Source organism: Pseudomonas sp. PSPC3-2 (assembly GCF_049897085.1).
Lineage (GTDB): Bacteria > Pseudomonadota > Gammaproteobacteria > Pseudomonadales > Pseudomonadaceae > Aquipseudomonas > Aquipseudomonas paraveronii.
Window position 1 is genome coordinate 73,116 of record NZ_JAFCVO010000022.1, and the last position, 20,642, is coordinate 93,757.

Sequence of the window (20,642 nt, forward strand, 5' to 3'; positions counted from 1 at the left end):
AGCGGCGGGATTGCGGCACGCGTTCAGTAATTAATAGCGTTGCCGGCAGTGATCGGGCACCATTTGCGCCACCGCGTTTACCGCCTACCCCAGCCAGCCTGGGCGAGGGTCGGACGCCACTGCACTCTTTCGCAACTTAAACTTCCAATGGGTCCTGAAACGACATGGCAAACCCGGACGCCCTGAATCAGCAGCGAGCTTCTAATCGCCTGCTGCAACCGACCGTCAAATCCCATCTGGCATACACGCTGCTTTGCGCGCTGGTCATGATGGTGATGTTCTCCCTGCTGCGCCTGGCGCTGCTGGCGTACAACCGCGAGATGATCCTCGACACACCGGCCTCGACCTTCCTGGAAGCGTTCGCCAACGGCCTGCGCCTGGACATTCGCCTGGTGGTGTACTTGGTGATCCCCTTGCTGCTGGCATTGTTCAGCGTGAGGGCCATGGCCGCGCGGGGGTTCTTCCGTTTCTGGCTGACCCTGGCCTCCAGCATCGCGCTGTTCCTGGGCCTGATGGAGATGGACTTCTACCGCGAATTCCACCAGCGCCTCAACGGCCTGGTCTTCCAATACGTGAAGGAAGACCCGAAAACCGTGATGAGCATGCTCTGGTACGGTTTCCCGGTGGTGCGCTACCTGCTGGCCTGGGCCGTGGGCACGCTGATCCTGAGCATGGCCTTCAAGGGTGCCGACCGCGCGACGCGCCCACGCGGCCCGTTCAGCGGCGGCAGCATTGGCACCCGCCAAGTGGCGCCGTGGTATTCGCGAATCGCAGTGTTTGTGGTGTGCCTGCTGGTCGCCGTGGTCGCCGCCCGTGGCACCCTGCGCCAGGGCCCGCCGCTGCGTTGGGGTGACGTCTACACCACCGACTCGAACTTCGCCAACCAGTTGGGCCTCAATGGCACGTTGTCGCTGATCGCCGCAGCCAAGTCGCGCTTCTCCGAAGAACGCACCAACATCTGGAAGGCCACCCTCGAACAGTCGCTGGCCACCCAGACCGTGCGCGACATGCTGGTGCTGCCGCAAGAGAAGCTGGTGGATACCGACACCGCCGCCGTGCGCCGTGATTTCACGCCACCGGCCGAGAAAACCCTGCCGATCAAAAACGTCGTGGTCATCCTATTGGAGAGCTTCGCCGGTCACTCGGTGGGCGCCCTGGGGCGTCCGGGCAATATCACGCCGTACTTCGACAAACTGTCCAAGGAAGGCCTGCTGTTCGACCGCTTCTTCTCCAACGGCACTCACACCCACCAGGGTATGTTTGCCACCATGGCGTGCTTCCCGAACCTGCCGGGTTTCGAATACCTGATGCAGACCCCGGAAGGCAGCCACAAGCTGTCGGGCCTGCCGCAGCTGCTCAGTGCGCGCAAGTTTGACGATGTGTATGTCTACAACGGCGATTTCGCCTGGGATAACCAGTCGGGTTTCTTCAGCAACCAGGGCATGACCAACTTCATCGGCCGCAACGACTTTGTCGACCCGGTGTTCTCCGATCCGACGTGGGGCGTGTCCGACCAGGACATGTTCAACCGTGGCCTGGAAGAACTGAAAGCGCGTGAAGGCGGCAAACCGTTCTACGCCTTGCTGCAAACCCTGTCCAACCACACGCCGTATGCCTTGCCGACCCCGTTGCCGGTGGAGAAAGTCACCGACCGTGGCACCCTCAACGAGCATTTGACGGCGATGCGCTATTCCGACTGGGCCCTGGGCCAGTTCTTTGAAAAAGCCCGCAAGGAGCCGTACTTCAAGGAAACCCTGTTTGTGATCGTGGGCGACCACGGTTTCGGTAACGAGCAGCAGATCACCGAGATGGACCTGGGCCGCTTCAACGTGCCAATGCTGATGATTGCACCGGGCATGCAAGAGAAGTTCGGCGAGCGTGACCACACCGTGGGTACCCAGATCGACATCGTACCGACCATCATGGGCCGTCTCGGTGGCGACACCCTGCACCAGTGCTGGGGCCGTGACCTGCTCAACCTGCCGGAAGGCGACAAGGGCTTCGGCGTGATCAAACCTTCGGGCAGCGATCAGACCGTGGCGTTGGTCACCGGCGACCGCGTGCTGGTATTGCCTAAGGAAATGCCAGCGAAATTGTGGCAATACGAACTGGGCGCCGAGCCGACCGGTAAAGTGATTGCTGAATCGCCGGACGAGGCTGGGCTGAAACAGAAGCTCGAATCGTTCCTGCAGACCGCGACCAAAAGTTTGCTGGATAACACCGCCGGTGTTGTCGACGGTAAGCCGGACTAATAGCCCGGCAATAAAAAAGAGGCCTTCATGAAGGCCTCTTTTTTTGCCCGGCGTTTATATCTTGCCGAGTAACAACAGAATCAGCAGCACCACCAGGACGGCGCCGAGAATACCCGACGGCCCATAACCCCAGCTACGGGAGTGCGGGAACACCGGCAAACCGCCGACCAGCAGGAGAATTAGGATGATGATTAAAATGAGGCTCATAGTTGTATTTCCTTATAGGCCTTGTGCAAGGACTGGTTGTTTAACATTAGGCCCGCCGGTTTAATTGCGGACGCCTTAACAACTCCGACTGTGCCGCTTGACAGAAAATTCCCTATTTTTTAAAGCATTTTGGAAAGTCGCTTATTTCTTTTAACGCGTCATTGAGCGCCTGCGCTTAGTTTAAAAATATTGAACTTAGGGCGTAGCGCAGTATCCGACCCGTCCCGCGGTTTGCTCAGGGCATTCATCAATTGGATGGTGCGTGGGTGTAGGAAAAACCTTCGCTACACTGCCGATCACTTCTTCCGTGAACCACAAGGCTATTTTCCTATGCAAAATCGCATGATGATCACCGGCGCCGGGTCCGGACTGGGTCGCGAAATCGCGCTGCGTTGGGCCCGCGAGGGTTGGCAGTTGGCCTTGTCGGATGTCAGCGAGCCAGGCTTGCAAGAGACCCTCAAGCGAGTGCGCGAGGCGGGCGGCGATGGGTTTATCCAGCGTTGCGATGTGCGCGACTACAGCCAGCTCACCGCCTTTGCCCAGGCCTGCGAGGTCAAGCTGGGCGGGATCGATGTGATCGTCAACAATGCTGGCGTGGCCTCTGGCGGGTTCTTCGCCGAACTGTCCCTGGAAGACTGGGACTGGCAGATCGCAATCAACCTGATGGGCGTGGTCAAGGGCTGCAAGGCGTTCCTGCCGCTGCTGGAAAAGAGCAAAGGCCGCATCATCAACATCGCCTCAATGGCGGCGCTGATGCAAGGGCCGGCCATGAGCAACTACAACGTGGCCAAGGCGGGTGTGGTGGCGTTGTCGGAGAGTTTGCTGGTGGAGCTCAAGCAGCAGGAAGTCGGGGTTCACGTGGTGTGCCCGTCGTTCTTCCAGACCAACTTGTTGGACTCATTCCGTGGGCCGACCCCGGCGATGAAGGCGCAGGTGGGCAAGTTGCTGGAAAGCTCGCCGATTTCGGCGGCCGATATCGCGGATTACATTTATCAGCGGGTGGCCGAGGGTGAGTTCATGATCCTGCCCCACGAGCAAGGGCGGATGGCTTGGGCGTTGAAGCAGAAGAACCCGCAGTTGCTGTATGACGAGATGACCGTGATGGCCGACAAGATGCGCGCCAAAGCCCAGGCGATTAAGGGCTGATCGGTTTCTTGACTGGGCTCAGCGCAAAAAAATCATGTGGTCTGTCAGGCAAATTACCTACTGCTGTAGGTGATGCCTGATTCGACCGCAAGTCATTGCTGAGCATCACCCAGGCGCGCAAGGTCGGGGTCCTGTCACTCGAAAAGGACAACCGCCATGCTGGTCTTAAGCCGTGCCGTAGGCGAAATCATTTCCATCGGCGATGACATCGCCTTGCACATTCTCGAACTCAACGGTTCCCAGGTGAAATTCGGGGTCGAAGCCCCGGCCGGGGTGCAGGTCCATCGCGCCGAGGTGTACCAGAAGATCGTCGAACGCCAGGGCACCGCCACTCATCCGGTGCGGGTGCCCAATCCCTGAATGGCCCTTTCAGTCGAACAGATGCTTGGGCACGTCGTGTTTGAGCATCAACTGGCATTGCTCGCTGTCGGGGTCGAATACGATCAATGCCTGGCCCTTGGTCAGTGCCTGGCGTACGCGCAGTACGCGGGTTTCCAGGGGCGTGTCGTCGCCATTGTCGGTGCCGTCGCGGGTCACGAAGTCTTCGATGAGGCGGGTCAGGGTGTCGACTTCAAGTGCGTCGTAGGGAATCAGCATACAAGCCTCTGGGGTTAAGTCCCGGCGATGCTACTGCGCCGGGACCGTTGTTGCCAGTGTCAGGACTTCTGGCCGACCAGGCTGTCCACCGACGGCACGCGGGTGTCGCTCTCCATCTGGGTCTCGTGCTCGAGCTGATGACTGAACCGGTCCAGTGAACCTTGCGCCGGTTGCGCGTCGCTGGCGAACACCGGCGGGCTGAGAATGTAAGCCGTCAACAAACGGCTCAGCGCCGCGAGGCTGTCGATGTGGGTGCGTTCGTAGCCGTGGGTCGCATCGCAACCAAACGCCAGCAAGGCGGTGCGAATGTCGTGGCCGGCGGTGACCGCCGAGTGCGCATCACTGAAGTAATAACGAAACAGGTCGCGGCGTACCGGCAGTTCGTTATCTGTCGCCAGGCGCAGCAGGTGACGCGACAGGTGATAGTCATACGGCCCGCCGGAATCCTGCATCGCCACGCTGACGGCATGCTCGCTGGAATGCTGGCCGGGGGCGACCGGGGCGATGTCGATGCCGACAAACTCACTCACGTCCCAGGGCAGCGCGGCCGCCGCGCCACTGCCGGTTTCCTCGGTGATGGTGAACAGCGGGTGGCAGTCGATCAGCAAGGGTTCGCCGCTGTCGATGATCGCCTTGAGGGCGGCGAGCAGGGCGGCGACGCCGGCCTTGTCATCGAGGTGACGCGCGCTGATATGCCCGCTCTCGGTGAACTCGGGCAGCGGGTCGAACGCCACATAGTCACCGATGCCGATCCCCAGGGAATCGCAATCGGCGCGGGTGGCGCAGTACGCGTCCAGACGCAGTTCGACATGGTCCCAACTCACCGGCATTTCATCCACGGCGGTGTTGAACGCATGCCCGGAGGCCATCAGCGGTAACACGCTGCCACGGATCACGCCGTTGTCGGTGAACAGGCTGACGCGGCTGCCTTCGGCAAAGCGGCTCGACCAACAGCCGACCGGGGCGAGCGTCAGGCGGCCGTTGTCTTTGATCGCCCGCACGGCGGCGCCGATGGTGTCCAAGTGCGCGGATACCGCGCGGTCGGGGCTGTTTTTCTGGCCCTTGAGGGTGGCGCGGATGGTGCCACGGCGGGTCATTTCAAAGGGGATGCCGAGTTCTTCCAGGCGCTCGGCGACATAGCGCACGATGGTGTCGGTAAAGCCGGTCGGGCTGGGAATGGCGAGCATTTCCAGCAGCACTTTTTGCAGGTAGTTGAGATCCGGTTCGGGGAGGGTTCGGGTCATGGAAACTCCTGATGGGGTGAGGGCATCGATGGTTTCGATGAGGGGTTAGCGGCGGTGGCGGGGCGGGCTTCAGCGCGGGCGAGTCCGCTCCTACATGTGGAATGCGGTCACCTGTGGGAGCGGGTTTGCCCGCGATAGCGCCGCTCCAGGCAATACATCTTTCAAGCGCTCGGCTGACTGTGCGGAAACAACAAATCCACAAACCGCTCCGCCGCAGGCTGCGGTTCATGATTGGCCAGCCCGGCCCGTTCGTTGGCTTCGATAAACACGTACTCCGGTTGATCGGCCGCCGGCACCATCAGGTCGAGGCCGACCATCGGGATGTCGAGGGCCCGCGCGGCGCGCACGGCGGCGTCGACCAGCGTCGGATGGAGGATCCCGGTGACGTCTTCCAGGCAGCCGCCGGTGTGCAGGTTGGCGGTTCGGCGCACGGCCAACTGCACGCCACTGGGCAGGATGCTGGCGTAGTCATAACCGGCGGCGTGCAGGGTGCGCTCGGTTTCGGCGTCCAGGGGGATTTTGCTTTCGCCGTCGGTGGCGGCCTGGCGACGACGGCTTTGCGCCTCGATCAGGGCGCGGATCGAATGCTGGCCGTCACCGATCACTTCGGCCGGGCGGCGGATCGCTGCGGCGACCACCTCGAAGCCGATCACCAGGATGCGCAGGTCCAGGCCTTCGTGGAAACTTTCGAGCAAGACCCGGCTGTCGAACTGGCGCGCGGCTTCAATCGCCTGTTGCACCTCTTCGATGGTCTGCAGATCCACCGCCACGCCTTGGCCTTGTTCGCCATCGAGCGGTTTGACCACGATGCGCTGGTGTTCGTCGAGGAACTCCAGGTTGTCATCGGCGCTGCCTGCCCGTTGTTGCGCCGGCAGTTTCAACCCGGCGGCGTTGAGCACCTTGTGGGTCAGGCTTTTGTCCTGGCACAAGGTCATGCTGATGGCGCTGGTCAGGTCGCTCAACGATTCACGGCAGCGCACGCGTCGGCCGCCATGGCTGAGGGTGAACAGGCCGGCATCGGCGTCGTCCACGTGCACGTCGATGCCACGACGATGGGCTTCTTCGACGATGATCCGCGCGTAGGGGTTGAACCCCGCCTGCGGGCCCGGGCCGAGGAACAGCGGCTGGTTAATGCCGTTCTTGCGCTTGATCGCAAAGGTGGCCAGGGCGCGAAAGCCGAGCTTGGCGTACAGGCTCTTGGCCTGGCGGTTGTCGTGTAGCACCGACAGGTCCAGGTAGCTCAGGCCACGGCTCATGAAGTGTTCCACCAGATGGCGCACCAGCACTTCGCCGACGCCGGGGCGGGTGCAGTGCGGGTCGACCGCCAGGCACCACAGGCTGCAACCGTTTTCCGGGTCGTGGAAGGCTTTCTGGTGGTTGAGGCCCATCACGCTGCCGATCACCGCGCCGCTGTCTTCGTCCTCGGCCAGCCAATACACCGGGCCGCCCGCGTGGCGGGGCGTCAGGCGTGCGGCGTCGACCGGCAGCATGCCGCGTCCCTGGTAGAGCTGGTTGACCGCCTGCCAATCGGCCTCGGTCTGCACGCGGCGAATACGGAAGCCACGAAACACGCGGGTCGACGGACGATAGTCAGAGAACCACAAGCGCAAGGTGTCGGACGGGTCGAGGAACAGTTGCTGCGGATCGATCCCCAGGATATGCTGGGGCGCGGCCACGTACAGCGCGATATCGCGCTCGCCGGCCTGCTCATTGAGCAACTCCTCGGCGAGGCTGGCCGGGTCGGGAAACGTGTGGCCGATCAACAACCGGCCCCAGCCGCAATGCACCGCGATCGGCTCGGCGGCCAGTGGGCTGCCGTCTTCGGCCAGGCGCGCTTGCAGGCGCTCGTAGGTCGGCGCCTGGCCCTTGAGCAAGCGTTGGCTGTAAGCCGCTGCGAGAGGTTTCATCGATCAGATTCCTTGTTCGCTGAGCCACAGGTTCAGCGCCGCCAGTTGCCACAGTTTGGAGCCGCGCAGCGGGGTGAGTTGACCGTGTGGGTCGGTGAGCAAGCGGTCGAGCATGGCAGGATTGAACAGGCCGCGGTCCTGGCTCGGGTCCAGCAGCAAATCGCGCACCCAGTTCAAGGTGTCGCCCTGCAAATGCTTGAGGCCGGGCACCGGGAAGTAACCCTTCTTGCGGTCGATGACTTCACTCGGGATGACCCGGCGCGCCGCTTCCTTGAGGACCTGCTTGCCGCCGTCGGGCAATTTGAATTTGCCCGGTACGCGGGCCGACAGTTCCACCAGGCGGTAGTCGAGAAACGGTGTGCGCGCCTCCAGGCCCCAGGCCATGGTCATGTTGTCGACGCGTTTGACCGGGTCGTCCACCAGCATCACCGTGCTGTCCAGGCGCAGGGCCTTGTCCACGGCGGCGTCCGCGCCCGGCATCGCGAAATGCTCGCGCACGAAGTCGCCGGCGGCGTCGTTGGCGGTCAGCCATTTCGGCGTGACGGTGGCCGCGTAGTCGTCGTAGCTGCGGTCGAAAAACGCCTCGCGGTACGCCGCATACGGATCGCTGGCGCCGTCCACGTGCGGGTACCAGTGGTAACCGGCGAACAGCTCGTCGGCGCCCTGGCCGCTTTGCACCACTTTGCAGTGCTTGGCCACTTCCCGTGACAGCAGGTAAAAGGCGATGCAGTCGTGGCTGACCATCGGCTCGCTCATGGCGCGGAACGCCGCTGGCAGTTGCTCGATGATCTCGCGCTCGGCGATGCGCAGTTGGTGGTGACGGGTGCCGTAGTGCTTGGCGATCAGGTCCGAGTATTGGAACTCGTCGCCGCGTTCACCGCCGGCGTCTTCAAAGCCGATGGAGAAGGTCGACAGGTCCTGCACGCCGACGTCACGCAGCAGGCCGACGAGCAGGCTCGAATCGACGCCGCCGGACAGCAGCACGCCCACATCCACGGCGGCGCGTTGGCGGATGGCCACGGCTTCGCGGGTGCTGTCGAGTACGCGGTCGGTCCAGTCTTCGAGGGTCAGGTGCTGCTCATCCTCACGCGGGCCGTAGGGCAGGGTCCACCAGGTTTTCTGCTCGATGTTGCCGTTGGCGTCGATACGCATCCAACTGGCCGGCGGCAGTTTCTCGATGCCGGCCAGCAGCGTGCGCGGCGCGGGCACCACGGCGTGGAAGTTCAGGTAATGGTTGAGCGCCACCGGATCGAGGAGCGGGTTGATATCGCCGCCCTTGAGCAGCGCCGGCAACGTCGAGGCAAATCGCAGGCGCTGGCCGGTGCGCGACAGGTACAGCGGCTTCACGGCCAGACGGTCACGTGCAATAAACAGACGCTGGGCATCGCGCTCCCAGATGGCAAACGCAAACATGCCGTTGAGCTTGGGCAGCAGGGTTTCGCCCCACGCGTGGTAGCCCTTGAGCAGCACCTCGGTGTCGCCGCCGGAATAGAAGGCGTAGCCCAAGGCTTCCAGCTCCTGGCGCAGTTCCGGGAAGTTATAGATCGCGCCGTTGAAGGCCAGGGACAAACCCAACTGCGCGTCGACCATCGGTTGGGCAGAACCGTCCGAAAGGTCCATGATTTTCAGGCGCCGATGGCCCAGGGCAATCGGCCCTTGGGCATGGAAGCCCCAGGCGTCTGGGCCGCGTGGGGCCAAGTGATGGGTGATGCGCTCAATCGCAGCCAGGTCGGCAGGTTGGGCATCGAAACGTAGTTCTCCAGCTAATCCGCACATAAATTCCTTACCGGTTTTTCCGTTGGGGAGGTTCAACACTCAATACGCCCAAAGGGCGCGTACCCAGAAACTGACACGGGCAAATCAACGGAGTTTTAGAACGATCTGTTATAAGGCAAAGAGCCTTGACTGCTCGGGCGCGACCCTGCGCCGCGCGTGGCGGCGGATTCGCGGGCGGTAAATAGGCCTGGTAAACATACAAATTTTGCGCGGTTTGGTGGGGCAACCGCCCCGGTTTTTGCGTCATTCGGCGCAGGCGTCGGGCTTATTGTTGAGCGTCATTACTCAATGCAATAAGGAAGGCTACCGATGGCCGAATCACAGGATTCAGCTCAAACCCCCGCGCCGGTGACGCAAGACGACATCACCGCCACACTGTTGGAGATCACCGCAGACCTGGACAAAGCCCAAGTGCTGCAAGAGAAGTTGCCCGCCTGGTGGATCGACGCCGATACCCAGACGCGCCAGGCCCTGCAAGATGCCCATGCAGATAGCCAGCACCCTCACGAACAAGCGGCGCGCCTGTTGGCGCGGGTCAAATCGCTCAAGGTTTTTTGCGCCGAACGGCTCCAGGCATTTTTGGCCAGCAAGGGGCACGCGTCGTTGGATATCGAGCACGACATGCTGGAGGTGCCCCGGCGTTCTTACAAAATGAAAGCCCCTATCGGCCCGGTGATTGAGGTGATCAAGACTGAGCGACATAGCCTGCTGCAGGCGGCCATGCAGAACTTCCCGCAGGCGCTTGCCGAGCCCGGGGGGATGCCGCAGGGATCGGTCATTCGTGTGGGCCAGACGGTCGTTCAAGGCCTCAGCGCCGAAACCTTCGTGGGCTACTGCCGGGAACTGGACCTCGGTGCCGCCTATCAACAGCATCTGCGGGAGGTGTTTAACCTGTCAGCCCCCGGCGACTCGGTGGCGGCGGAGCGCGGTTACAACCCGGCCGTCTCAACCCTGGGGCAAGCCAGGCGCATGGACATGCAGACCGATCTGCACATCGCTTACGCAAAAGGCGATATCAGCCAGTCGACCTACGCGGTAGTGCTGGCGCTGATCAAGGCGAATGCCCCCGCCGACCAGATGCAACATCTGCTGTTTCACGGTAAACCGCTGGTCTGGCAGGGGCTGAATATCGGCGGAAGCTGCGTGTGGGGCGTGATGGTATTGGCCCACGCGGCGACAGATGGTTTTTCCTCGGGCCCGCTGGTGCTGTACATGCCCAATGAGCCGCTAAGGCCCTGGTACGAGTACCCGTCGCTGGACGACTTCAAGCAGTACCTGACGCTCAAGCTCCAGGTGCCCGCGTATCGGCGCTTTTTTACCGGCTACCTGGACGAGTCGGAACGCTTCGGGTTTTTCCAGCGATTTGACCAGGGTAGAACCCTGGCGCGTCTGGAACCGGTGGCGGAGACGGGAAATCTGTCGAGCTTCTTTTTCAACGTCGGCACCGGCAAGCTGCTGCTCGACGCGCACGTACTGGCGGTGCCCACGGCGCAGGCAGATGAAGATGCCCGGCAGCAGCGCCTGCAGAGTTACCTGGACGCCGGCTTGACCGTGCTCAACGTCGCCGGTTTTGTGGTGCCGGTGGTGGGGGCCTTGATGACCGGGATTGGCATCGGCCAGTTGCTCGGCGAAGTGTTTGAGGGCATCGACGACTGGACTCATCGTGAAAAAGCCGAGGCGCTCGGGCATTTGCTCAACGTGGCTGAAAGCATGGCGGGTATGGCCCTGTTTGCGGCAGGTGCAAAGGTGTTTAGTGCGGCCAAGCGCCTGGTCACCCGGCCGGTGGATTTTTTTGACGGCATGGAGGCCGTCAAGCGGCCCGACGACAGCGCATGGTTATGGCCGCGTCGGCCCCGCGCCTATCGTCAGCCCCCGGACGTGATCGCCGGCACCGTGGCTAACGGCGCGGGCGTGTATCAGGTCAACGGGAAGTTCTACGTCAAGATCGAAGGCGGGGTGTATTCGATGGTCTTCGACACCCACGCCAAGCAGTGGCGAGCCACGCACCCGCTGCACAGCGAGGCCTATCGTCCGGTGCTTGAGCATAATTTGACGGGGGGCTGGCGGTTTGAGTGGGAGCGGCCCGAGGAATGGGAAAGCCCGTCATACATCATCAAACGCTTGCATCCCGCGCTTGGGGCGCTGAGCGATGAGCGCTTGAAGGAGATTGCGAGCATTACCGACCTGTCGTTGTCCGAGTTGCGTTACCGGGCTGTGGAGAACCTGCCATTACCGGAGCGCTTCAAGGAGGGGGTGGCGCGTTTCATACAAGAACAAAAAGTGCGTGACCTGACCTGGCAGCTTGAACACCAGGCGCAGTTGGATACCGGTACGGCACGCACCCAGATGTTCGCATTGCCGTATATGGCCGGTTGGCCCAGCGGGCGCTTCTTCGAGTTGCTGGACAATGAGGGCAACTTGCTTGAACGCTACCCGGATGTAGCACCCTTTGATTATGAGGACCTGAGCATCCACCTCACCAAGCAACAGTTGGAAAACGGCGAGGTGATGCCCGCGCTGCTGTCCGCGTTGGACGCTGATGAAACCCAGGCATTGCTCGGTGGGGTGGTGGAAGCTGATGAGGCCGAGGAGACGTTGAAACGTCGCTTGCTCGCCTCGCTTCAGGTCACTCATCGGCAGGTGTATGAGCAGTTGTATCAGCACGCCGACGTGATCACCCACAGCGATCATGGCCTGCTCAAGTCGCACTATCCGCGCTTGCCCAATCGCATCGCCTGGGAGCTGCTGTCCAAGACTTCGAGCTTGGAACGCGGGCGTTTGCGTGAGGCCGGTCGGGTGCCGCTGGCGCTGGCGCAACAGACCCGGGAGGCGTTGCAACTGCTTGAGGAGGATCAGGCGCTCAGTGGTTTGTACTGGCCACGACAAGGCAGCGAAGCCACCCAGCGCCTGGTGGTCGGGCTGCTGGCACGAGTACCCGATTGGCCGCAGGCGATGTCGCTGCAAGTGCGCCGCGAAACGCTCACGGGTGAGCTGATTGCGCAACGTGGGGCGCCGGGCGCGGCGTTGCGGCGCACTGTCGTGACATCTGCCAAGGGCTGTCAGGCATTTGATGGGCACGGCAAGGCTTTGGGCACGCTCGCCACCGGTGAGGAGGGTTTTTACCAGGCCCTGACAGACACGTTGTCGGCCGATCAACTGGCCACGCTGAAGCTGAACGGCGGGCAGCGCGGCGCTTTCTTGCGGCATGATCTGCTGGCCAAGGCTGAAGCGGAGCGCAAGACGCTGGCGCGTTGCCTCTGGCCGGAGCGCCCGGTACCCAAGCCAGCGTTGGCCTGTATTCAGGCGGTATTGGAAGATCCGCCGGCGCAACCGGCCGCACTGATGCGCAAGGCGCGCAAGCTCTACCCTAAACTGGATTCACGCCAGCTCTCACGATTGCTGCAGGACCTGGGCCCGGATCACGTGTCGCGCGCCAAGGCTGTCAAAGGGTTGGAAAGACAACTCAAGGTGCTGTTGCTGACGTTGAAGCGCTGGTATGACGACAAGGCGGCTACGAAAGATATGTCTCGCTCTGCCAGGAAGGACTTTCGCTCGGCTCGCCAATCGGTCATGAAGGCCATTGAGCGCAGTTGGAAACGCAAAACACTGCTGCCCGATGAGGAGGGGCAGGTATTTGGCCTGAAGTTGGACGCCATGGCGACGGGCCCTTTGCCTCAGTTACCTGCTGAAGTTGATTTCGCCCATGTCCGCGTGCTGTCGCTCAAGCACATGGCGCTCAACAATGACGTTACGCAGTTCCTTGGGCACTTCAAGGGGCTGCAGACGCTCGACCTGATGGGCAACAAGCTGACCGACCTGCCGCAGACGCTGGAGCAGATGCCCGGGTTGCAGCGCTTGTACCTGAGCGACAACCAACTGCAACTGACCGAAGTCTCCCGCACGACCCTGGCGGGCTTGACCGAACTGCGGTTACTGGACCTGAACCGCAACCCGCTGCTGAACCCGCCGACGATCAGTCGGATGCTGGATTTGCAAACGCTGTTCCTCAATAGCTGCTCGCTCAGGGAGTTGCCTGTCGGTCTACGACGGCCGCCGTACCTGGAAACGGTGGACCTGCGTGGCAATCGAATCACGCAGTTGCCGCAATGGCTGGCCGATGTCCCGCGTGGGGTTGCACGCACGCTCAACCTTGGGGACAACCCGCTGGACGCCCCCAGCCGGCAACTATTGAGCAACTACCGAACCCGTGTCGGCGTGGGCATGGGTTTTCTGGAAGATGACATTGCCCGTATGACCGAGCAACGGGCGCAGGAGCTCTGGTTGAAGGACGTGGGCACGCTGTTTACCACCAAACAGTCCACCTGGACCGCGCTCAGGGCGGAACCTGGCTCCGATGGGCTGTTCAACCTACTGGCCGGGCTGGGGGGCACCGCTGATACCAAGAAGGTCCGCGAGGACATGAGTCGGCGTGTGTGGTGGGTGCTGGACTCGGCCGAAACCGATGCCGGCTTGCGCCAAGAAATCTTTGAGCGCGCCGCTACTCCGCTCAATTGTGATGATGCCGCGGCCGCGAGTTTCAGCAATCTAGAGGTGCTGACGCATATTCACGAGGCTTCAAGGTCGGTCGAGGGCGGTCAGTTGACCGCCGAACCGTTACTGCATTTCGGCCGGGGATTATTTCGGCTCGACCAACTTGAGCGTTATGCCCGGCGTCATAGCGAAGATCACCCCAGTGCTGACCCGCTGGAGGTGAGCCTGGCCTTTCGAAAAGGCTTGGCCGACAGGTTTCACCTGCCGGGCCAACCCAAACATATGCGTTTTGAGAGCTTGGCTGAGGTGACGTCCCAGCACTTGACGGAAGCCGCTGACGAGCTCCGCGCAGCCGAGAACTCAAGCGAGTTGTTGAATTATCTGGTTGAGTTGCCGTTGTGGACGGGCTATTTGAAGAAAGCCAACAGTGTGCCGCTCGACCGCTTGACCAAGCCGTTCGACGAACGGATGCAGGCGGTGTTTGATCAGGGCGAGACGTTGGGTGATGCCGACTACCGCGAGCAGATGAACGTGATTTTGCAGGCGCGGGCGCAGGTTGAGTCCACCGAGATCAGGCGCCAGACCGAAGAGGCACTCAAACCCGGTGCGCTGACCGCCTGCCCGCTGCCGTTGTTATAACCCGCCCGTGCCGCGGATCAATGCACGCAAGGCAAATCGATTCGGATGGCAGGCGTCGGCCACGCTTTTGGGCAGCGGCAAGGGTTCATCGTCCAGCCAGGCCGCCAACAATTCGGCGCACAGCGGCGCAGTCACTAGGCCGCGCGAGCCGTGGCCGCTGTTGATGTACACGCCGTCGAGCCACGGGCACGCGGCCTCGGGGACTTGGCGGGCATCCTTGCGCAGCGCGGCGTAGGCCTGGTCGAAGAGGGCGTGATCGGCCAGCGGCCCGACAATCGGCAGGTAGTCCGGGCTGGTGCAGCGGAACGCGGCGCGACCTTCGAGTTGATCGGCGGCGAGTGCGTCGGCGCCCAAGCGGTGGGCCAGGTCGACGGAGATTTCCCGCAGCATCTCCAGGTTGCCGACATGCTCGGCGACTGTCGGCGCCAGGTCGTCACGCTTGAAGTCGAAGCTGGCGCCCAGGGTGTGTTCGCCGAGGCGCGCCGGGGCCACATAGCCTTCGGCACAGACCACGGTGGCCAGCGCCTGGCTGTCTGGGGTTTGCGCCAGGCGGGTGATTTGCCCGCGAATGCGCTTGAGGGGCAGCTCGGCGCTGAACGGGAACCGCTTGATCTCGGCCGCGCCGGCCAGCACCACCACCGTGGCGCTGGCCAGTAGGGTGTCGCCGGCCAGGGCGTGCCATTGCCCGTCAACCCGTTGCAACTCAAGGGCCTCGTGATGCGTCAGTACGTTGATCAACGGGTGCCGGGCTTGCCATTCGCATAAGGCCGGCGGATGTACCCAGCCGCCCTCGGGGAAAAACAGCCCGCCGTGTTCCAGCGCCACACCGGCGCGCGCTTGGGCCTGGGCCTGGTCCAACGGGTGCAGCAGGCCAGGGGCAAACGCTGCAGCCAACTGGGCCTGGCGCTCGGCTTCCTTGGCGTTGAACGCCAGTTGCAGCACGCCGCAACCGTCCCAGTCGACGCCTCGGTGCAGGTGTTCGAGCAGGCGCCGGGTGTGGCCGAACCCGCTCAAAATCAATTGCGAAAGGGCCGTGCCATGGGCCGACAACTTGAGGTACAGCACCCCTTGCGGGTTGCCCGAGGCTTCCTCGGCCAGGCGGGCATGGCGTTCCAGCAGGCTGACATTCCAGCCGCGTGCAGCGAGGCTGGCCGCCGTCGTGCAGCCGGCCAGGCCGCCGCCGATCACCAGAGCGCTGCGCTCACCGCGCAGCGGCACCGGGCGCGCGAACCACGGTTTGCTCACGGCTGGCAACGGCGTCTCGGCCGGCCAGCCGAGGAATTCGCCGCGCAGGATTTCCCATTTATGGCCGATGCCCGGTGTGCGCTTCATCTTGAACCCGGCGGCATTGATCAGGCGTCGCACCCACCCGGTGCTGGTGAAGGTGCTGATGGTCGATCCCGGGGCCGCCAGGCGTGCCAGTTCGGCAAACAGCTCGGCGGTCCACATATCCGGGTTTTTCGCCGGGGCGAAACCGTCGAGAAACCACGCGTCGATTTGCGCATCCAGCTGCGGCAACTGCTCCAGGGCGTCGCCGATCAGCAGGGTCAAGGTCACGCGGCCGTTATCCAGCAGCAGGCGCTGGAAGCCTGGGTGGATGGCGATGTACTGCGCCAGCAATTGCGCGGCGAACGGCTGCAGTTGCGGCCAGAGCAGCAGGGCGCGTTGCAGGTCGGCGTGGCTCAGCGGGTACTTTTCCACACTGACAAAATGCAGGCGAGCACCGGCCACCGCGTGTTGCTCGAACAGTTGCCAGGCGCAGAGAAAGTTCAGCCCGGTGCCAAACCCGGTTTCGCCGATCACTAGGCGCCCACCCGCCGGCAAGGCCGCAAACCGTGCCTGCAAACGGTTCTGTTCGAGGAACACATAGCGGGTTTCTTCAAGGCCCGACTGGTCGGAAAAGTACACATCGTCGAACACCCGCGAATGCGGGCGACCTTGGTCATCCCAGTCGAGCTGGGCGTGGGTTACAGGGTTCATGGGCGACTCGGCAAAGGCAAGGCGGCCATTCTAGCCGATCAACCGGCAATGAATTGATCCATGGCAAGCGAGGGTTGAATTTCCTGCCGCGTGTTGCTGCCCAATCCGCTAGTCTTGAGTCATCTTGAAACGGAGCTGCTCATGTTCGAATCCGCTGAAATCGGTCATGCCATCGACAAAGACACTTACGACGCCGAAGTGCCGGCCCTGCGCGAAGCCTTGCTCGAAGTGCAGTTCGAGCTGCAACAGCAGAAACGGTTCCCGGTGATCATCCTGATCAACGGCGTCGAAGGCGCCGGCAAGGGCGAGACGGTCAAGCTGCTCAACGAATGGATGGACCCGCGCTTGATCGAAGTGCGCACCTTCGACCAGCAGACCGACGAAGAACTGGCGCGCCCGCCGGCCTGGCGTTACTGGCGGCAGTTGCCTGCGAAAGGCCGCATGGGGGTCTTCTTCGGCAACTGGTACAGCCAGATGCTGCAAAGCCGCGTGCAGGGCGAAATCAAGGACGCGCGGCTCGACCAGGCCATCGCCGGCGCTGAGCGCCTGGAGAAGATGTTCTGCGACGAAGGCGCGCTGATCTTCAAGTTCTGGTTTCACCTGTCCAAGAAACAGATGAAGGCGCGGCTCAAGGCCCTGGCCGACGACCCGCTGCACAGTTGGCGGATCAGCCCGCTGGACTGGCAGCAGTCCAAGACCTACGACAAGTTCGTCCACTTCGGCGAACGCATCCTGCGCCGTACCAGCCGCGACTACGCGCCTTGGTATGTGATCGAAGGGGTCGACAGCAATTACCGCAGTCTCACCGTGGGCAAGATTCTACTCGAAGGCCTGCAAAACGCCTTGAGGCAACCCAAGGGCAAAGTCAGCGGCATGAACCCGGCACCGTTGCCGGTGGCTGTGGATCAAGTGAGCCTGCTCAACAGTCTCGACATGACCTTGAGCCTGGAAAAAGACGATTACGAAGAGCAATTGATCACTGAACAGGCGCGTCTTTCCGGCCTGATGCGTGATAAACGCATGCGCAAGCACGCTCTGATCACGGTATTTGAAGGTAACGATGCGGCTGGCAAAGGTGGGGCGATCCGACGGGTAGCGGCGGCCCTCGATCCCCGCCAGTACCATATCATCCCGATCGCCGCGCCCACCGAAGACGAGCGCGCTCAGCCTTACCTGTGGCGCTTTTGGCGGCAGATTCCGGCGCGGGGCATGTTCTCCGTGTTTGACCGCTCCTGGTACGGTCGTGTGCTGGTGGAGCGCATCGAAGGTTTCTGCACCCCGGCGGACTGGATGCGCGCCTATGGCGAGATCAATGATTTCGAAGAGCAACTGCGCGACGCCGGGGTGATCGTGGTCAAGTTCTGGCTGGCCATCGACAAGGATACCCAACTGGAGCGCTTCCAGGCCCGCGAAGCGATCCCGTTCAAACGCTTCAAGATCACCGAAGACGACTGGCGTAACCGCGAGAAGTGGGATGAATACCGTGCCGCCGTGGGCGATATGGTCGACCGCACTAGCACCGAGGTCTCGCCGTGGACCCTGGTCGAAGCCAATGACAAGCGCTGGGCGCGGGTCAAGGTGCTGCGCACCATCAACCTGGCCTTGGAAGAGGCGTTTGCCCAGTCCGACAAGCACGACCAGAAAGGCAAGAAGAAGTAGGCCTATAGGCGGGGTGAATGATCGTCGCGGTTGGGCAGGCCTGGATCTATCCTCGATCCCTCTCCCAACAACGACAAGATCGAGGTAGCCCCATGCGTGAAGTAGTGATCGTCGACAGCGTGCGAACCGGCCTGGCCAAATCCTTTCGCGGCAAGTTCAACCAGACCCGGCCGGATGACATGGCGGCCCATTGCGTCAACGCGCTGCTCGTGCGCAATGGCATTGACCCGGCGACGGTGGAGGATTGCATCGTCGGTGCGGGCTCCAACGAGGGCGCGCAGGGCTACAACATCGGGCGCAACGTCGCGGTGCTGTCGCAACTGGGCACCGGTACGGCAGGGATGACCCTCAACCGTTTCTGTTCCTCGGGCTTGCAGGCGATTGCCATCGCGGCCAACCAGATCGCCTCGGGCTGCAGCGATATCATCGTCGCTGGCGGCGTCGAGTCCATCAGCCTGACCATGAAAAGCGTCAACACCGACAACCTGATCAACCCGCTGCTCAAAGCGCAGGTGCCGGGCCTCTATTTTCCCATGGGCCAGACCGCCGAAATCGTCGCGCGCCGCTATAACGTCAGCCGCGAGGACCAGGACCGGTATGCCCTGCAAAGCCAGCAGCGCACCGCCCAGGCCCAGGCCGATGGTTTGTTCGACGATGAAATCGTGCCGATGGCGGTCAAGTACAGCGTCGAGGACAAAAATACCGGCGCAGTGCAGGTGCTCGACGGCGTAGTCGACCGCGACGACTGCAACCGCCCCGACACCACCCTGGCCAGTCTCCAGGGCCTGAAACCGGTGTTTGCCGAAGACGGTTCGGTGACGGCGGGCAACTCTTCGCAATTGTCCGACGGCGCCTCGATGACGCTGGTGATGAGCCTGGAAAAAGCCTTGGCGCTGGGGCTCAAGCCCAAGGCGTTTTTCCGTGGCTTTACCGTGGCCGGTTGCGAGCCGGATGAGATGGGCATCGGCCCGGTGTTCTCGGTGCCCAAGATGCTCAAGGCCAGGGGCTTGCAGGTGGCGGATATCGACCTGTGGGAGCTCAACGAAGCGTTCGCCTCCCAATGCCTGTACGCACGCGACCGCTTGGAAATCGACAATGCCAAATACAACGTCAACGGTGGCTCGATCTCCATCGGCCACCCGTTCGGCATGACGGGTTCGCGGCAAGTCGGGCATCTGGTGCGTGAGTTGCAGCGGCGTAATCTGCGCTATGGCGTCGTCACCATGTGCGTGGGCGGCGGCATGGGGGCGACCGGGCTGTTCGAAGCTGTGCGCTGAGTCCGCTGTGGGGGGCAGGCAAGCCTGCCCTCACATTTGAACGGCGGCGTATCCCAATTCGTGTCCTTGCCCCTAGAATGCCTGTTCCACTTCCTCTGGCTTCTGGGGCACGCATGCACATCTCTTCCGGGCGCTGGGTCTATGGCTTTTGCTTGACCCTGCTGACCGCGCTGCTCTGGGGCATTCTCCCGATCAAACTCAAGCAAGTGCTGCAAGTGATGGACCCGATTACCGTCACCTGGTTTCGCTTGACGGTCGCGGGCAGTTGCCTGTTTGTCTATCTCGCCGCCGTCAAGCGGTTGCCCAGTGTGCGCGCGCTCGGGCCGCGCGGCGGTTGGCTGGTCGCAATGGCCGTGTGCGGCCTGGTGGGCAACTACGTGCTGTACCTGGTAGGCCTGAAAGTGCTCAGCCCCGGCACGGCGCAACTGGTGGTGCAGATGGGGCCGATCTTCCTGATGGTCGCCAGCGTGTTTGTGTTTAAAGAACGCTTCAGCCTGGGCCAGGTGTTGGGCCTGGTGGCGCTGCTCATCGGCTTTGGCCTGTTCTTCAACCAGCGTCTGGTGGAGTTGCTGACGTCCCTGGGCACTTACACCGCCGGGGTGCTGACGGTCCTGCTCGCCACCACGATCTGGGTGTTCTACGCCCTGGGCCAGAAGCAATTGCTGACGGTGTGGAATTCGCTGCAGGTGATGATGGTGATCTATCTGTCGTGTGCTGTGTTGCTCACGCCTTGGGCGCATCCGCTGGAGGCCCTGCAACTGAGCCCGCTGCAAGGCTGGCTGCTGCTGGCGTGCTGCATGAACACGCTGGTGGCCTATGGGGCATTTGCCGAGGCCCTGGCTCATTGGGAAGCCTCGCGGGTGAGTGCGACCCTGGCGCTGACGCCGTTGGTGACGTTTGTGGCGGTGGCCTTGGCGGCGTGGTGGTGGCCGGGTTTTGTGCAGGCTGAAGAGATCAATGCGCTGGGCTATGCGGGGGCGCTGGTGGTGGTGTTGGGGTCGGCGACGGTGGCGTTGGCGCCGTCGTTGTTTGCGGGGCTCAAGGCGCGGCGGGCGCGGTTGGCGTCTTGATTGGCTGAGGTGTTTTATCGGGTGTATGCAGGTCTACGCTTGGGCGCTGGCTTGCTTGCGATGGCGACCTGACAGCCGATACAGATCCAACAGGTTCACCTCGTTCCAAATGTGGGAGCTGGCTTGCCTGCGATGGCGGCCTCTGGGCCGACCATGTTCTTTCGGTTGACCGGGTACATATCCGTTCCTGCGGTAATGGCTGCTATGGGTTCCGCCCTTACGGCGGCTCACTTTTGAAAAGCGCAAAAGTAAGCAAAACGCTCTTGCCCCACCACTCGGCACCTCGCCTAGGCTCGGTGTGCCCGAACGCAGGCTTGAATCCGTGGGCCGCCGTCATGGGCCATCCATGGCCCAGGACGGCTAACCCGGCGTCCTGCCGGGTTACCCACGGATTCAA

13 protein-coding genes are annotated in these 20,642 nt (G+C 62.4%); 7 read left to right on the forward strand and 6 right to left on the reverse strand.

Going from position 1 to position 20,642, the window contains the following annotated elements; genetic code table 11:
• Window positions 1–164 precede the first annotated feature (164 nt).
• A complete protein-coding gene (locus ACP7CJ_RS26155) occupies window positions 165–2,252 on the forward strand; it encodes an LTA synthase family protein (RefSeq protein WP_276194136.1) in 2,088 nt (695 codons plus the stop codon).
• 54 nt (window positions 2,253–2,306) lie between these two features.
• Here the strand turns inward: ACP7CJ_RS26155 and ACP7CJ_RS26160 are convergent, their stop codons facing one another.
• Window positions 2,307–2,459, reverse strand: a complete 153-nt coding sequence (locus ACP7CJ_RS26160) for a DUF3309 family protein (protein ID WP_198717298.1) — start codon at window positions 2,457–2,459, stop codon at window positions 2,307–2,309.
• 330 nt (window positions 2,460–2,789) lie between these two features.
• Between ACP7CJ_RS26160 and ACP7CJ_RS26165 the strand changes: the two genes are divergently transcribed.
• Together ACP7CJ_RS26165 and csrA are read left to right on the forward strand one after the other, a co-directional pair.
• Window positions 2,790–3,605 carry an SDR family oxidoreductase gene (locus ACP7CJ_RS26165; protein ID WP_198717299.1) on the forward strand — a complete coding sequence of 272 codons (816 nt, stop codon included), beginning with the start codon at window positions 2,790–2,792 and terminating at the stop codon, window positions 3,603–3,605.
• Between the two features lie 156 nt (window positions 3,606–3,761).
• Complete coding sequence (csrA, locus tag ACP7CJ_RS26170; RefSeq protein WP_276194135.1) at window positions 3,762–3,965, forward strand: carbon storage regulator CsrA; 204 nt, start codon at window positions 3,762–3,764, stop codon at window positions 3,963–3,965.
• A gap of 9 nt (window positions 3,966–3,974) precedes the next feature.
• Here the strand turns inward: csrA and ACP7CJ_RS26175 are convergent, their stop codons facing one another.
• The 4 genes from ACP7CJ_RS26175 to ACP7CJ_RS26190 all read right to left on the reverse strand — a co-directional run bounded on the left by ACP7CJ_RS26175 (window position 3,975) and on the right by ACP7CJ_RS26190 (window position 9,129).
• Window positions 3,975–4,202: a YheU family protein gene (locus ACP7CJ_RS26175; protein ID WP_003236706.1), complete on the reverse strand. Its 228-nt coding sequence runs from the start codon at window positions 4,200–4,202 to the stop codon at window positions 3,975–3,977.
• 59 nt (window positions 4,203–4,261) lie between these two features.
• On the reverse strand, window positions 4,262–5,446 hold the full coding sequence (locus tag ACP7CJ_RS26180; RefSeq protein WP_276194134.1) for an osmoprotectant NAGGN system M42 family peptidase: 1,185 nt from the start codon (window positions 5,444–5,446) through the stop codon (window positions 4,262–4,264).
• Between the two features lie 161 nt (window positions 5,447–5,607).
• Complete coding sequence (gene ngg, locus ACP7CJ_RS26185; RefSeq protein ID WP_426102633.1) at window positions 5,608–7,353, reverse strand: N-acetylglutaminylglutamine synthetase; 1,746 nt, start codon at window positions 7,351–7,353, stop codon at window positions 5,608–5,610.
• 3 nt (window positions 7,354–7,356) lie between these two features.
• Window positions 7,357–9,129 (reverse strand): N-acetylglutaminylglutamine amidotransferase, encoded by a 1,773-nt coding sequence (locus ACP7CJ_RS26190; protein ID WP_426102635.1) that lies wholly within the window; start codon window positions 9,127–9,129, stop codon window positions 7,357–7,359.
• A gap of 309 nt (window positions 9,130–9,438) precedes the next feature.
• On the opposite strand from ACP7CJ_RS26190, the gene ACP7CJ_RS26195 reads away from it, so the two are divergent.
• Window positions 9,439–14,259 (forward strand): NEL-type E3 ubiquitin ligase domain-containing protein, encoded by a 4,821-nt coding sequence (locus ACP7CJ_RS26195; protein WP_426102637.1) that lies wholly within the window; start codon window positions 9,439–9,441, stop codon window positions 14,257–14,259.
• Here the strand turns inward: ACP7CJ_RS26195 and mnmC are convergent.
• Window positions 14,254–16,239, reverse strand: coding sequence for a bifunctional tRNA (5-methylaminomethyl-2-thiouridine)(34)-methyltransferase MnmD/FAD-dependent 5-carboxymethylaminomethyl-2-thiouridine(34) oxidoreductase MnmC (gene mnmC, locus ACP7CJ_RS26200; protein WP_276194130.1), 1,986 nt, complete (start codon window positions 16,237–16,239; stop codon window positions 14,254–14,256). The genes ACP7CJ_RS26195 and mnmC overlap by 6 nt on opposite strands.
• Before the next feature lie 141 nt (window positions 16,240–16,380).
• On the opposite strand from mnmC, the gene pap reads away from it, so the two are divergent.
• The 3 genes from pap (at window position 16,381) to ACP7CJ_RS26215 (ending at window position 20,245) form a co-directional block, all read left to right on the forward strand.
• Window positions 16,381–17,898 carry a polyphosphate:AMP phosphotransferase gene (gene pap / locus ACP7CJ_RS26205; RefSeq protein WP_276194129.1) on the forward strand — a complete coding sequence of 506 codons (1,518 nt, stop codon included), beginning with the start codon at window positions 16,381–16,383 and terminating at the stop codon, window positions 17,896–17,898.
• Window positions 17,899–17,990: 92 nt separating this feature from the next.
• Window positions 17,991–19,175, forward strand: a complete 1,185-nt coding sequence (locus ACP7CJ_RS26210) for a thiolase family protein (protein ID WP_426102639.1) — start codon at window positions 17,991–17,993, stop codon at window positions 19,173–19,175.
• Window positions 19,176–19,288: 113 nt separating this feature from the next.
• A complete protein-coding gene (locus ACP7CJ_RS26215) occupies window positions 19,289–20,245 on the forward strand; it encodes a DMT family transporter (RefSeq protein WP_276194127.1) in 957 nt (318 codons plus the stop codon).
• The last annotated feature ends 397 nt before the right edge of the window (window positions 20,246–20,642 follow it).